Here is a 13173-nt window from a genome sequence, read left to right as displayed (position 1 = left end):
TGTTCCACTTATTAATAAATATTAATAGGCGGATACGACAGTGGCGAACGCCCTCACCGATAGCCGGTGATAGCGTTCGCCACTATTCGTTTGGTTCACAAGGTGCCGGTGCCCGGCCTACGAGATGCCTGCGTTGCTGCGGCACCGTGCGAGAAGAACGTTACTCGAACGGATTCTCCGGTTCGCCTTCGCCACCGTCGGTGCTGCCGGGGTCTTTGCCGCCCCACTCTTCCCAGAAGATTTCGTTGCTTACGAGCGAACGGGTAGCCACCTTGCCCGAGCTGGTACGCGTGGTTTCGGGGATGAAACGCACACGCACGCCCGTAATCATGGTCGACTTCACCTTCTCGGGTGCATCCACCCCCTGTCCGTTGGTGGCAGCGGTGTAGTAAAACGTGCCCAGCCCTTCGAGCTTCACGGTACGTCCCTGCGCCATGTAGTCGCCCAATACGCCGCCCAGGTCTTTGAGCACGGCGTAGGTGTCGGCACGGCTTACGGTCGAGATTTGAGCCAGTCGGTCGGCTACTTGATCGGTACTCACGGGTTTGCCCACGGTGATCGACTGCGGATACCACAGATTGTTGATCTTTTGTTGCACTTTTTTAAAGAATGCCATAGATGATTTGATTAAGGCTCTCCAACGCCTCCTGGCAGGGGATGAGAAAAGGGTAGGACTGATGTAGGATCAAGGTAAGGGTGATGCACCATCAAGGTAAGGGTGATGTATCTTCATCGTAAGGGTGATCCTTGTGTACCGCTTTGCACTGCTTTCCATAGCCATAGATTTGTCAAAGATTGTTGGTAAGTAGTGCCGAAGACTTATGCCCCCTCCGGCTTGGGTACGTTTGCAAATATAAACTTTTTTGGTTAAGATGCAAAAAAAAGAGTTCTCTTTTCAATCGATAAAATAAATAGAACGTCTTATCTTTGCAGCTTACAACAACAGGAATCGAGGCTCGAAACGATGCGAGTCGCCATCCATAACAGTTAATAATCGAATGAATCCATTACATCCCATCATGTTCGCCGGCACGGGCAGCGACGTGGGCAAAAGCATCATAGCCGCCGCCTTCTGCCGCATCTTCCGGCAAGACGGTTACCGTCCCGCCCCGTTCAAAGCACAAAACATGGCACTCAACTCCTACGCCACCCCCGAGGGGCTGGAGATAGGCCGCGCACAGGCCGTACAGGCCGAGGCTGCGGGCGTGCCCTGCCACACCGATATGAACCCGTTGCTGCTCAAACCCACCTCCGACCACGTGGCGCAGGTGGTGCTCAACGGCCGCCCCGTGGGCAACAGCAGTGCCTATCAATACTTCCGCAAAGAGGGGCGCGAGGAGCTGCGTGCCGAGGTAAACGCTGCCTTCGACCGCCTGCGCACACGCTACAACCCTGTGGTGATGGAGGGGGCGGGGAGCATCTCCGAGATCAACCTGCGCGAGGTCGATCTGGTCAATATGCCCATGGCCATCCATGCCGGAGCCGATGTGATTCTGGTGGCGGATATCGACCGTGGAGGGGTTTTCGCCAGCGTCTACGGCTCTGTCATGCTGCTCACCCCCGAGGAACGGAAGCACCTGAAGGGCATTCTGATTAATAAATTCAGGGGTGACCTGCGCCTGTTCGAGACCGGAGTGAAGATGATCGAAGAGCTTTGCGGCGTGCCCGTGGTCGGCGTAGTGCCCTATTACAAAGACATCTATATCGAAGAAGAAGACTCCGTGGCCTTGGAAACCAAGCAGGTGCAGGCAGCCCGTGGCAAGATAAACGTAGCTGTGGTGCTGCTGCGCCACCTGAGCAACTTCACCGACTTCAACGCACTTGAGCGCGATCCGCGCGTGCATCTCTTCTACACCAACAATACCGACGAGCTACAGAAGGCAGATATCATCCTCTTGCCCGGTTCCAAAAGCACCCTGTCCGACCTTTACGAGCTGCGACGCAACGGTGTGGCAGGTGCTATTCTTGCCGCTCATCGCGGTGGAACTACGGTGATGGGCATCTGTGGCGGCTATCAGCTCATGGGGCAGGAAGTCTGTGATCCGCACCATGTGGAAGGCGATATCGAACGTCTGCCCGGCTTGGGCTTACTACCTGTAACGACACAGATGCAAGGCGAGAAGGTAACCCGGCAGGTACAATTCCGCTTTCGCGATTCGCAAAGTCTCTGCGAGGGCTATGAGATTCACATGGGAGAAACCCGACCCATGGAGGGTGCACAGCCATCGCCCCTCAATCAACTGACCGATGGGCAGGCAGATGGCTACTTTGTCGACCGCACCTGCATGGGCACCTATATTCACGGTATCTTAGACAATACCGCCTTCATCGACTACCTGCTCGAACCCTTTGCCGACCGTCTGGCCGATACTGTGTTTGACTACAAGGCATTTAAAGAAGAACAGTACGATAAACTGGCTGCACATGTGCGATCACACGTCGATATGCCGTTAATTTACGAAATACTACAAGCACATGATTGATGGACACGGCGATGATGCCTATAAATTCGGTCGGGAGATCGTGAGCAACTTCAGCTCGAACGTGTACAATCAAGTCGATCTATGCGGTCTCGAAGCACATCTTTGCGCACGCATCGGCAGCATCAGCACCTATCCCGAACCCGAGCCCTATACGCTCGAATCCCGCTTGGCAGCTCACCACGGAGTGACTGCTCGTGAGGTTTGTGTAACGAACGGTGCCACAGAGGCTATCTATCTCATAGCACAAGCCTTTCGTGGCAGCCGAACGGCTATCCTGATGCCTACCTTCAGCGAATATGCCGATGCTTGCCGCATACACGGGCATCAACTGACCTCGCTCTATACGCTCGCCGAGCCCTTGGACGAGGAGATACGGATGCTTTGGATCTGCAACCCGAACAACCCCACAGGCGAGGTGCGCGATAAGGAGATGCTCGTAGCCTACATTCAGCAGCATCCGCAGGTTTGTTTCGTGATCGACCAGTCCTACGAATACTTCACGCTTCAACCCCTGTTCACCGTGGCCGAAGCTGCCGGACTGCCCAATGTGCTCTTGTTGCACTCGCTCACCAAACGCTATGCCATCCCCGGTTTGCGGTTGGGATATGTAACTGCCGATGCCGAACTGTTGGCTCATCTGCGTGCCCATCGTATGCCTTGGTCGGTCAATGCCTTGGCCATCGAGGCGGGTTTGTACCTGCTCGATCACTCCGTGGCAACGGGCATCCCGATGAACGACTATCTGGCCGAAGCCAATCGTTTGCGCGATATGCTGCAAGCATCGGGCTGCATGGAGGTGTGGCCTACCGATACGCACTTCATGTTGGTGTGTCTGCGTTTAGGCAAGGCTTCGGCTTTGAAAGAATACCTGGTGCGCGAGCATGGCATCCTCATTCGGGATGCCTCGAACTTCGAGGGGTTGGACGAACGCTTCTTTCGGGTAGCCACACAGACCAAAGAGGAAAATAATACACTGATTAAAAGCATCATGCAATGGATTTCACAGTGATACTTCCGCTGATACTCGCTTTCGGGTTAGACCGTTGGCTGGGCGATCCCTCTTGGTTGCCTCATCCGGTAGTGGGCTTTGGCAAGCTGATCGCCTTCTGCGAACGCCGCCTCAACCGTGGACGCTTTCGCCTGTTGAAGGGAGGAGTGATGGCTGTTGGGCTTGTGCTGGCTGTCTATTTCTTGGCACTGTTTCTGTTGCGATGGATAGATGGATGGGGTGAATTAACGAGACTAACGATAGTTGGAACGATACTCTCGGTAACCGTTCAAACCGTGCTTATCTTTTGCTGCTTAGCCGGCACGACACTCATACGCGAGGTGCGTATGGTGTTCGAGGCTGTCGACCGTTCGCCTGCCGAAGGTCGCCGTCAGGTAGCCCGCATCGTAGGGCGCGATACATCCGGACTCTCCCCGCAAGAGGTGCGTACCGCTGCGCTCGAAACCTTGGCCGAGAATCTGAGCGACGGGGTGATTGCTCCGCTCTTCTGGTATCTGCTGCTCGGTGTGCCCGGTATGCTGGCTTATAAGATGGTCAATACACTCGATTCGATGGTGGGGTACAAGAATCCCCGTTACCTGCTCTATGGCCGTGTAGCCGCTCGATTGGACGATGCGGCCAATTATCTCCCTGCCCGGCTGACGGCCTTGCTGATGGTGCTGGTCAGTGGTCGATGGTCGCTCTGCCGGTTCGTGCTCCGTTATGGTTCGCAGCACGCCAGTCCCAATTCGGGATATCCCGAAGCAGCGTTGGCAGGCATACTGAACTGCTGCTTCGGTGGCCCTCACCACTATTTCGGGCAGGAGGTATGGAAGCCCTTCATCGGTACAAACGAGCGTGCACTGACTACCGCCGATATGCAACAGGCGGTTCGTATCAATGAGCGAGCCGAAGGGTATATGGTAGCGTTGCTTTGCGCGGTACTCCTTATCTTATAGTAATCGCATCTGTATAGAATCGCACGTTATTCTATACAGATGCGCACAATACCGCCATAAGGAGTCAGTGCCTCGAAGGCCTCCTCCTTGGCAACGGTACCTGCGTATATCTGTGCACAGATCAGCACACCACCGTGGGCGAATATAGCTACCCGCTCGTAAGGCTGTTGCTTCAACTCATCGAGAAAAGCCGCTACCCGTTGGTATTGCATCATGAACGATTCGCCTCCTGTGGCTTGCACGTTGTAATAGTCGCCAAACCACTCCTGTAGGCGTGGGTCTTGAATGGTGTCGAAGCGTTGCATCTCCCATTGCCCAAAGTCAATCTCTTTCAGTCGGTCGTCGCGAACGGCATCGCCATAGCCACAAGCCGTTGCCAACCGCGTACACCGACTCAGCGGACTGGTGAATGAGCCATCGAAAGTTCCTTCGACCGCTATCTGTTCGCACAGTAGCCCGGCAGTAACCGAGGCTTCTTGCTCAAAGCTCTCTTTCAAAGGTACATCGGTCTGCCCGTAGCAGACTCCCCGCGGTACGTCGACCGCTGTATGACGAATCAGTGTTATCTCCATAAGCTAAATGTAATGACGGTTCCTATATAAAAAGATAGTTCGCAGAGCAGGAACGTAGCTCCGCAGCAATCTCCGGTATATCCTTGCAGACGGCGTTTCATCAACCAAGCCAGGAGGATGAACACAACAACGGGTGCCGCCGCTGCCAGCCAAGGCTGCAACGGGAAGAGGAGGATGAACGGCAACAACCCGTAGCAGGTAGCTATGGCAGCCTCGCTCATCGACATACGGTTGTAGACCACCCGCGCTTTGCTCTCTTCCTCCTTGCGGGCATAGGGCAGGAAGTTGATGAGTTGTGCCGCCACGAACTTCGCCCATACATCGCCTGTGAGCAGTACGGGATAGAGCAGCCGGAGCGGAAGCGAGGTGAGTAGTGCCCACGCGAGCAGGAAGTAAAGAATCAGTCCGATCACTCCGTAGCTGCCCGTGTGCGAGTCTTTCATGATGGTAAGGGTTCGCTCGCGGGTAGTTCCTCCGCCAAATCCGTCGAAGAAGTCCGCCAGCCCGTCTTCGTGCAATGCTCCCGTTATCAGCAGCCGGCTGCACAAAGCCAGTAGCACAGCCACAGACAGGGGCAATACCTGCGAGGCAAGCCACAGTACCCCGACCATGATACCTCCCGTAAGCCATCCGGTGAGTGGCCAGTAGGGAACTACGTGTTTGAAGCTCTCCGCCGGTACTTCGCGTATGCGCCAAAAGGGCAGGCGGGTGAAAAAGATGAAAGCGGCTAGTATGTTCATAACGTCTCTTAGAAGTATTTGGTGATCGATGCGTGTGCGAAGTTATCCATCTCGTTGAGCATACGTACGGCGGAGTCTACAATGGGGTAGGAGCAGATGGCTCCCGTTCCTTCGCCCAGCCTGAGACCTAAGTTCAACAGCGGTTTAGCGTGCATCGAGTCAAGTATCAGTTTATGTCCGGTTTCGTCGCCCTGATGTCCGAATATGGCATAGGCCAGCACTTGCGGATACAGCTTGGAGGCAGCGAGTATGCAGTTGGTCATGATGAATCCGTCGACCAGTATCACCATCTTCAGTTCGGCTGCCTGCAACATGGCACCTATGGCCATGACCATCTCCAGTCCGCCAAAGTAGCGTATGTAATCGAGCGTGCTGCCATCGCCTCGGTAGTTTTCCAACGCTTGTTTCAGTACCTCGTATTTGTGCCGGATGCCTGCATGGTTCAGTCCGCTACCGGCTCCCACACAAGCTTCGAGTGGTATATCGGTAAAGCAAGTCATCCACATCGATGATGACGAGGTGTTGCCGATGCCCATCTCTCCGAAACTGATTACGTTCGTTCCCTCGGCATGGCAGTTACGTACCGCTTCGGCACCGTATTCGATGCAGCGCTCCATCTCCTCTTCGGTCATGGCGGCCTCGTGCAGGTAGTTGCGTGTGCCTTTTCGCACCTTCTTATTGATGATGCCTTGCTCGTAGGGCAGTTCATAATCCACACCGGCATCGACAATCTTCAGTTCAAATCCATGCTGGCGGCAGAGGAAGTTGACACCTGCTCCTCCGTGCAGAAAGTTACTGAGCTGTTGCCACGTCACCTCCTTGGGCGATAAGCTGACGCCTTCGTCGACAATGCCATGATCGGCGGCAAAGATGATGTTCTGTGGATGCTGCAGGGTGGGGCTGAGTGTTTGTTGTATCATTCCGATCTGTAACGCAAGCTCTTCGAGCGTTCCCAACGACCCTTTGGGCTTGGTCAGGTTGTTGATTTTGTCTGTTAATGCTTCCCGGATGTTCTCGTCTGGTGTAACAATGGTAAATCCCTTCATGTCTTATTCAGATTATATTCTTTCATTGAGTTGAGCTGCAAAAGTACGTAATTTAGTCGGACTGTATCCTCTTTCATGGATAGTTTTTTCAAAGAATATTAGTCAAATGTTTAACTAATATAACAGACTTTTTATACCTTTGCACTCGATAAAGACAACACAGTATGACGAACAGTGATCTGACACACGAATTGATTTTAACCCTTCTACGCACCCGGATGTCCTTCAGACAAGCATTGATGCGTATCTTTAAACGAAACGGTATTGAGATAACCTTTGAGATGTTTCAAGTAATGCACCGACTGGGGCAGGGTGATGGTGTGAGCCAACAATACCTGGCAGAGAAAACAGCGAAGGACAAAGCCTGTATGACCAACCTGCTGAATAACCTGGAGAAGAAACAGTGGGTGAAACGGCTGGAAGACCCTTCCGATCGGCGCAACCGCCTAATATGCCTCACCAAGGATGGTCATGACTTGATTCGGCAGACACGTCCCCTGATCGACGGACTGTACGAGCAGGCAGGGCTTCGGATGAACAACAAGCGTTTGCAGCATTGTATTGCCGATTTGATGTTGCTCAATGAGGTGCTCGATGAAATTTAAGTTTCTCTTCTGCCCCTTATTGTTGCTTGCAGGAGTATCGCCCTTGCTTCCTGCACAGGAGAGTTACCGATTGTCGGTCAGTGAGTTGTTTCGTCTGGGCGAGTGTAACAGCTTGCGCATCAAAGAGTCGCAACTGCAACAGACTATGGCCGGCGAGCGTGAGCAGACAGCCCGTGCAACGCGGCTACCCGATATCAGTGTGGGGCTTACAGGAGGGTATATCGGTGGTACTACCCTCTTTGAGCAAGGGCTTACAGAAGCTACGCACCCCAATACGCCCGATTGGTCGCAAAATTATAACCTGCAACTCAACCAACCCCTCTATCAGGGTGGGCGCATCCGGCATACCATCCGGCAGGCATCGCTCGAGAAGGAGATCGCTTCGCTTGCCCTCACCACCGATAAAGCCGAATTGAAATTGCTCCTGCTACGGCAGTATCTCGACTTGATTGATTACTACAAGCAGCGCGAGATGTTTGCCCGCAACATCGAAGAGTCGGAAGTACGCCTGAAAGACATCCGCCGGATGCAAAAGGAGGGCGTACTGACCCGTAACGACGAGTTGCGTAGCGAACTGCAACTTACCAATGACAAGCTAAACTATCAGGAGGCCGATCACAACGTCACCCTTATCTCCCAGCAAATAAGTATTGTACTGGGGCTACCCGAATCGCTATTGATTCAGCCTGATACGGCTCTTCTGCCTGCCTCTGCCACCTTATTGAGCTACGACGAATATGTAGGCGAAGCCTATGCAAACTATCCGGAACTTCAAACGTCCCGCTATTACAAGCAGTTGGCACAGAACGGTGTATCGTTGGTCAGAGCCGACTTTCTTCCCTCGCTCTCACTGCGTGCAGGCAACACATTGGCGCGTCCTTATAATGTGGCTACCGATCTGTTTGCCAACAGTTGGAACGTATCGCTCAACCTGTCTTACAACCTCTCGTCGCTTTACCACAGCAAGCACCGTATGCGCGAGGCACAGCAGAATGTTTCGCTCTACCAAACACGCGAAGAGCAAGTGATGCAAGAGGTGCGCATCAAGGTAAAGAGAGCTTATGTTCGCCATTGCGAAGCGTTGAACCGTGTTGCCGCCCTAACCCTTTCGGTGAAACAAGCCGCAGAGAACTACCGCATTGTGCGTAACCGTTACTTCAACCAGCTCTCCATTCTGACCGATTTGCTTGATGCAAGCAATGTACGCTTGCAAGCCGAATGGCAGCTTACCAAGGCGCAAACCGAGATTGTCTATACCTATTACGAACTGCAACGCTCGTGTGGTCATTTATAAATTCGTTATCAAAATCAGTATTCAACGACTATGTCCAACCTTCAGAGAAAGCGTATCCGGCTCAGAAAACTCAGAGCACGCAACATCATTCTTAATATAGTATGCATCATATTGGTGCTGGCGGGTATCACGTGGGTGGTTACCTACTTCTGGAAATACGTAAACTACGAGATAACGAACGATGCCGTGGTCGATCAGTACATCGTTCCGGTCAACACCCGTGTGGCAGGCTATATCCGCGAAGTACGTTTCACCGAGCACCAACAGGTAAGCGCAGGCGATACGCTGCTTATTCTCGACGACCGCGAATACCGCATTCGACTGAAAGATGCACAGGCTGCCTTGCTCGATGTGAAAGGATCGCTCGAAGTTTTGGGGTCGGGTATTCGTACCTCCGAAGTCAATGTGCAGGTACAAGAAGCCAACATTGCCGAAACCAAAGCCCGCCTGTGGCAACTCGAGCAGAACTACCGTCGGTATGCCAATTTACTGCAGGAAGAGTCCGTCAGCCGTCAGCAATACGAACAGGTGAAAGCCGATTACGAGGCTACCCAGGCACGTTACCGTGCATTGGTGAGCCAAAAGGAGGCTGCTCGCTCGCAATATAAGGAGACTACGCAACGAACAGCCGGTGCCGAGGCTAATATTCTGCGCAAGGAAGCCGAAGTGGAGATGGCTGCCCTTAACCTCTCTTATACCGTTGTGACAGCCCCTTACGATGGTTATATGGGTCGTCGCACCCTCGAAACGGGGCAGTTTGTACAGGCCGGACAAACCCTCTCTAATCTGGTGCGCAGTCACAATAAATGGGTCACAGCCAATTATAAAGAGACGCAGATTGCCCATATCTACATCGGGCAACGGGTGCGCATCAAGGTCGATGCACTTAAAAACCGTATTTTTCATGGCAAGGTAACGGCTATCTCCGAGGCTACCGGTTCGCGTTACGCATTAGTGCCTACCGACAATGCAGCAGGCAATTTCGTTAAGGTGCAACAGCGTATACCGGTGCGTATCGAGTTCGACGACGTAACCCCCGATGAGATGCAACACCTGCGTGCCGGTATGATGGTCGAAACCGAAGCTTTGAGAGATTAAGATGAAGCGTACGGAGGCTGTTATACTGACCTTACCGACCCGTCCTTGGGTTCCCCAATGGTTGGGTATTGTGACGATGTTTGTTGTGATACTTCCCATCATCTTGCTCAATGGTGCCTATACCGGTAGCATGGTCGAAGTATCGGGCACGCTCGGCATTCTGAGCGAAGACATCACAATGGCCTATTATGCCACCTCGGTGGGGATGGTTGTGGCTTACCCTCTGGTTCCTAAGATACGGGCGGTGGTTACTCCCAAAACCTTGTTGCTGACCGATCTCAGCTTACAGGCGGTGATTGGTTACTTCTGCGGACACGCTACCGATATCGATTTCATTATTATTTGCAGCTTCTTCGTCGGTTTTCTCAAAGCATTTGTCATGCTCGAATTCATCATACAAATCCGTCCTCTTTTCAGTCCGAAGAATGTCCGCAGTGAGTTCTATGCTTACTTCTATCCGATAGTCTTTGCCGGTGGGCAACTGTCGATGGCACTCACTGCGCAACTGGCTTACTACTATCAGTGGCAGTATATGTATTTATTCATTGTCGTGTTGCTGTTGGTAGCCATCTTGTTTGTGTTGCTCTTTTTTCGCTATGCCAAGCGTCCCATTCATATTCCTTTCAAGGAGATCGACTGGCGCAGTATGTTGCTCATTGCGGCTGCACTGCTATTCTCTATCTATTTGTTTACCTATGGCAAAACGCTCGATTGGTTTGCTTCGGGCAAACTGACAGTCTATGCCCTCTCCATTCCGCTGCTGTTGTGGCTCTTCTTTCGCAGACAGCATGGTGGCGGTGGTTTCTACATCAGCACCGTACCGCTTCTTCGGGTCAAATCGGTTGTTGGTTATAGCTTTATGATGATTGTTGCTTTCTTCGGCGCAACGAGTTCGTTGGTAACTAATTACATGAACAGTATTATCCGTGTCGACAGTATTCATGCCAATTCGCTCAATCTATGGCTTTTGCCGGGCTTTGTGGTGGGGGCTGTGCTCTGCTTCTGGTGGTTGCGTTGGCAGCGTTGGCGTTTTCGTTTCTTGATCTCTATCGGTATGTTCTGCTATGTGTTTTACCTGTCGTTGCTCTACTTCGGCATCAGTCCCCAGAGCACTTACGAGATGCTTTACCTGCCTACCTTTTTGCGTGGGCTGGGCATGATTATTATCTATATTGCCTTTGGTGTTTACGTGGTCGAAGATCTCGACCCGAAGCTGATGATATCCAATGCTTTCTTTCTGATCGCCTTTCGTTCGGTATTGGCACCGGTGCTTTCGTCCTCCTTCTTTAATAACCTGATGTATGTGGGGCAGTTGCGTGCTATGAACGTACTTTCGGAAGGCGTGGCGATGGATAACCCATTGGCTGCCCAGCGATATAACCAGTCATTGGCAAGCGCGTTGGCTCAGGGACATGGAACCGATGAGGCTGCGCAGGTAGCGACCAACAGCCTCTATTCGCTTTTGCAGACACAAAGTCTGTTGGTTTCTCTGAAAGTGCTGTTGGGCATCGTGTTGGTTATGGCCTTGGTCATGGCGGTTGGTTCGGCCTTCATTCCGTTTCACAAAACCATAAAGGTAAAGGTAGTGAAAACGGGCGACGATATGGTTTAAATGCTGCCCGGTTATTATGCCCCGTTCAGGCTCCTTTGATCGGTACGGCAATGCCCGATACCATCAGTACTACCCGGTCTGCCCGTTGGGCGATGTATTGATTCATCCATCCTTGCATATCGGTAAATTTACGTTGCACGTCATTGGCCGATGTTTCGCCCATACCTATTTCATTGGTCACGAATATGAACGTAGCCTCCTGCTCTGTCAGGCGGTCGAACTCTGCTTTTACCTCCTCCAATGCCTGTTGCGTGTGGGCATCGAGGTCGAAGAAGAAGTTGGTACACCATAAAGTGACACAATCAATGAGCACCACTCGTCCGGTTAATTCATGGCGGCTCAGTTGTTTCTCTTCTTCTATATTGGTCCATTCGGGGCCGCGGCTGGCCTGATGGCGCAACACACGCTGCCGAAACTCTTCGTCCCAAATACGCGAGGTAGCCATATAGACAGGGGTAGGCGAGAGGCTGAGTGCCAACCGTTCGGCATAACTGCTTTTGCCCGAGCGTGCCCCTCCGGTGATAAGTATAATTTGTTTCATTCGGTTTTTATTTTTATTGCGAGCAAATGTACGAGAATCTTTTGATACTTTAAAAGATATTTCTACCTTTGCCATCGCTTTATTAGCTCTCGTACACGAACGATTGCTATTATTGCGGAAATAGCTCAGTTGGTAGAGCGGCGGCTTCCCAAGCCGCAGGTCGCGGGTTCGAGCCCCGTTTTCCGCTCTATTGAAAATTAAGCACTTAGATCTATTCTGAGTGCTTTTTTTATGTCTTGTTTTCTTTTCTATGCAGTGTATTGTCTTTTTCTTACCTTTGCGTATAAACTAAAGAATTTATACCATGGAAGAGCAAAGCAATCTATCTCCCGAACAAAGTCCAAAAGAACAATTTCCTAAGTGTCCAGATAACTGTGCACCTCATAGTTTTATAGGGCTCCCAATAGATAATCTAATCGGAGGTCCTTTAAGAGCAGCTGCTGAAGCGCAGCAGAAAATGGTAAATAGTACAAATGAGTTCTTAAAAAATGGAGGACAACAAGAATTGGTAAATAGCACAAAAGAATTCTTGGAAAAAATAGCATCTGAAGAAAAGAAAGGTCAATAGGTCAGATATTTTGTGCTGGTAATATGCTATCTACTTTTGCCCTGTCTCTTTGAAAGTGAGTTTCCCATTTTGATTATTCAGTGCTTATTTGTATGTTGTCGGCTCCCGAGAAGGTTATTCTGTGTATAATTTCCCCAACTTGTGTACCAATCCTCACAGTTTCCCCAATAGTGTGCTATTGCTGTGATTTTTTATATTGCTGATAACTAGTGGTTATGCTGTTTTATCCGCCTTGTGGCACGCCCTTTGCTTTGTAATTAGCATAAGAGTTTAACAACAGTATCAACATTAAAAACATACGATTATGAAAAAGTTATTAGTAGCAGTAGCAATGGTCATGGGATTGGGAACTTCAGTAGCATTCGCTTCAACATCGGTAGACAGCACGGCTGTTACACAGTCTCAACAGAACCCACAGGATGAGTTCAAGAGTATAGAAGCCAAAGAGCTTCCATCGGAAGTAATGAACGCACTGGCCAAAGATTTTGACGGTGGAACGATTAAAGAAGCCTTCGTCGCTGAAAAGGCATCGGGCAAAATCTTTAAGGTGGTAGCCGTAGCAAAAGACGGACAGGAGTCAACCGTATTCTTCAATGAAAAAGGAGAGGCAGTATCAGAAAAAGGTGAGTTGATTCAGCAAGCCCAGGCTCCGGCACAAGAAGAGCCA

Annotated in this window: 13 protein-coding genes, 1 tRNA gene and 1 pseudogene; 10 read left to right on the top strand and 5 right to left on the bottom strand. The window is 51.3% G+C overall.

What is annotated here, in order from left to right; genetic code table 11:
* Nucleotides 1-160: 160 nt before the first annotated feature.
* Nucleotides 161-616 carry an HU family DNA-binding protein gene (locus TY03_RS03235; RefSeq protein ID WP_042367416.1) on the bottom strand — a complete coding sequence of 152 codons (456 nt, stop codon included), beginning with the start codon at nucleotides 614-616 and terminating at the stop codon, nucleotides 161-163.
* Nucleotides 617-998: 382 nt separating this feature from the next.
* Here TY03_RS03235 and TY03_RS03230 point away from each other — a divergent pair, with 382 nt between their 5' ends.
* Genes TY03_RS03230 through cbiB form a run of 3 tightly spaced genes read left to right on the top strand, consistent with a single transcriptional unit; the run spans nucleotide 999 to nucleotide 4430 of the window.
* On the top strand, nucleotides 999-2483 hold the full coding sequence (locus TY03_RS03230) for a cobyric acid synthase (RefSeq protein ID WP_042367414.1): 1485 nt from the start codon (nucleotides 999-1001) through the stop codon (nucleotides 2481-2483).
* Nucleotides 2476-3492 (top strand): threonine-phosphate decarboxylase CobD, encoded by a 1017-nt coding sequence (cobD, locus tag TY03_RS03225; RefSeq protein ID WP_042367412.1) that lies wholly within the window; start codon nucleotides 2476-2478, stop codon nucleotides 3490-3492. Before TY03_RS03230 ends, cobD begins: the two co-directional genes overlap by 8 nt.
* A complete protein-coding gene (gene cbiB, locus TY03_RS03220) occupies nucleotides 3477-4430 on the top strand; it encodes an adenosylcobinamide-phosphate synthase CbiB (protein ID WP_042367410.1) in 954 nt (317 codons plus the stop codon). Before cobD ends, cbiB begins: the two co-directional genes overlap by 16 nt.
* Before the next feature lie 26 nt (nucleotides 4431-4456).
* On the opposite strand, the gene cobC is transcribed toward cbiB, so the two are convergent.
* From cobC to cobT, 3 genes are read right to left on the bottom strand one after another with little or no spacing between them, the layout of a single operon-like run.
* A complete protein-coding gene (gene cobC / locus TY03_RS03215) occupies nucleotides 4457-5002 on the bottom strand; it encodes an alpha-ribazole phosphatase (protein WP_042367408.1) in 546 nt (181 codons plus the stop codon).
* Nucleotides 4993-5742 carry an adenosylcobinamide-GDP ribazoletransferase gene (gene cobS / locus TY03_RS03210; protein WP_042367406.1) on the bottom strand — a complete coding sequence of 250 codons (750 nt, stop codon included), beginning with the start codon at nucleotides 5740-5742 and terminating at the stop codon, nucleotides 4993-4995. The genes cobC and cobS overlap by 10 nt, the downstream gene beginning before the upstream one ends.
* An 8-nt stretch (nucleotides 5743-5750) precedes the next feature.
* The gene (gene cobT, locus TY03_RS03205; RefSeq protein ID WP_042367404.1) at nucleotides 5751-6788 is read right to left on the bottom strand and encodes a nicotinate-nucleotide--dimethylbenzimidazole phosphoribosyltransferase; all 1038 of its coding nucleotides are present in this window, start codon (nucleotides 6786-6788) and stop codon (nucleotides 5751-5753) included.
* A gap of 164 nt (nucleotides 6789-6952) precedes the next feature.
* Here cobT and TY03_RS03200 point away from each other — a divergent pair, with 164 nt between their 5' ends.
* From TY03_RS03200 to TY03_RS03185, 4 genes are read left to right on the top strand one after another with little or no spacing between them, the layout of a single operon-like run.
* Nucleotides 6953-7393, top strand: coding sequence for a MarR family winged helix-turn-helix transcriptional regulator (locus TY03_RS03200; protein ID WP_042367401.1), 441 nt, complete (start codon nucleotides 6953-6955; stop codon nucleotides 7391-7393).
* A complete protein-coding gene (locus TY03_RS03195) occupies nucleotides 7383-8687 on the top strand; it encodes a TolC family protein (protein WP_230201881.1) in 1305 nt (434 codons plus the stop codon). Before TY03_RS03200 ends, TY03_RS03195 begins: the two co-directional genes overlap by 11 nt.
* A 30-nt stretch (nucleotides 8688-8717) precedes the next feature.
* On the top strand, nucleotides 8718-9785 hold the full coding sequence (locus tag TY03_RS03190) for an HlyD family secretion protein (protein WP_042367399.1): 1068 nt from the start codon (nucleotides 8718-8720) through the stop codon (nucleotides 9783-9785).
* 1 nt (nucleotide 9786) lies between these two features.
* On the top strand, nucleotides 9787-11397 hold the full coding sequence (locus TY03_RS03185; RefSeq protein ID WP_042367398.1) for an MFS transporter: 1611 nt from the start codon (nucleotides 9787-9789) through the stop codon (nucleotides 11395-11397).
* Nucleotides 11398-11422: 25 nt separating this feature from the next.
* On the opposite strand, the gene cobU is transcribed toward TY03_RS03185, so the two are convergent.
* The gene (gene cobU, locus TY03_RS03180) at nucleotides 11423-11938 is read right to left on the bottom strand and encodes a bifunctional adenosylcobinamide kinase/adenosylcobinamide-phosphate guanylyltransferase (protein WP_042369073.1); all 516 of its coding nucleotides are present in this window, start codon (nucleotides 11936-11938) and stop codon (nucleotides 11423-11425) included.
* 114 nt (nucleotides 11939-12052) lie between these two features.
* Here cobU and TY03_RS03175 point away from each other — a divergent pair.
* The 3 genes and pseudogenes from TY03_RS03175 to TY03_RS03165 all read left to right on the top strand — a co-directional run.
* Nucleotides 12053-12125, top strand: a tRNA-Gly gene (locus tag TY03_RS03175).
* Nucleotides 12126-12242: 117 nt separating this feature from the next.
* A complete protein-coding gene (locus TY03_RS03170; RefSeq protein ID WP_042367397.1) occupies nucleotides 12243-12506 on the top strand; it encodes a DUF2589 domain-containing protein in 264 nt (87 codons plus the stop codon).
* A 304-nt stretch (nucleotides 12507-12810) separates the two neighbouring features.
* Nucleotides 12811-13125: pseudogene (locus TY03_RS03165) on the top strand (hypothetical protein); the annotation flags it as partial.
* Nucleotides 13126-13173: the final 48 nt, after the last annotated feature.

Source organism: Bacteroides neonati (assembly GCF_000499785.1).
Taxonomy (GTDB): domain Bacteria; phylum Bacteroidota; class Bacteroidia; order Bacteroidales; family Bacteroidaceae; genus Bacteroides; species Bacteroides neonati.
Note: the sequence above shows the minus strand (reverse complement) of the source record. Positions and strands in the feature narration are given on the sequence as shown.

Excerpts from the sequence above, each read along its gene's own strand:
- TY03_RS03190 (WP_042367399.1), top strand. The coding sequence starts at position 8,718 with ATGTCCAACCTTCAGAGAAAGCGTATCCGGCTCAGAAAACTCAGAGCA.
- TY03_RS03195 (WP_230201881.1), top strand. The coding sequence starts at position 7,383 with ATGAAATTTAAGTTTCTCTTCTGCCCCTTATTGTTGCTTGCAGGAGTA.
- cbiB (WP_042367410.1), top strand. The coding sequence starts at position 3,477 with ATGGATTTCACAGTGATACTTCCGCTGATACTCGCTTTCGGGTTAGAC.
- cobC (WP_042367408.1), bottom strand. The coding sequence starts at position 5,002 with ATGGAGATAACACTGATTCGTCATACAGCGGTCGACGTACCGCGGGGA.
- cobD (WP_042367412.1), top strand. The coding sequence starts at position 2,476 with ATGATTGATGGACACGGCGATGATGCCTATAAATTCGGTCGGGAGATC.
- TY03_RS03235 (WP_042367416.1), bottom strand. The coding sequence starts at position 616 with ATGGCATTCTTTAAAAAAGTGCAACAAAAGATCAACAATCTGTGGTAT.
- TY03_RS03170 (WP_042367397.1), top strand. The coding sequence starts at position 12,243 with ATGGAAGAGCAAAGCAATCTATCTCCCGAACAAAGTCCAAAAGAACAA.
- TY03_RS03185 (WP_042367398.1), top strand. The coding sequence starts at position 9,787 with ATGAAGCGTACGGAGGCTGTTATACTGACCTTACCGACCCGTCCTTGG.
- cobU (WP_042369073.1), bottom strand. The coding sequence starts at position 11,938 with ATGAAACAAATTATACTTATCACCGGAGGGGCACGCTCGGGCAAAAGC.
- TY03_RS03230 (WP_042367414.1), top strand. The coding sequence starts at position 999 with ATGAATCCATTACATCCCATCATGTTCGCCGGCACGGGCAGCGACGTG.
- TY03_RS03200 (WP_042367401.1), top strand. The coding sequence starts at position 6,953 with ATGACGAACAGTGATCTGACACACGAATTGATTTTAACCCTTCTACGC.
- cobS (WP_042367406.1), bottom strand. The coding sequence starts at position 5,742 with ATGAACATACTAGCCGCTTTCATCTTTTTCACCCGCCTGCCCTTTTGG.
- cobT (WP_042367404.1), bottom strand. The coding sequence starts at position 6,788 with ATGAAGGGATTTACCATTGTTACACCAGACGAGAACATCCGGGAAGCA.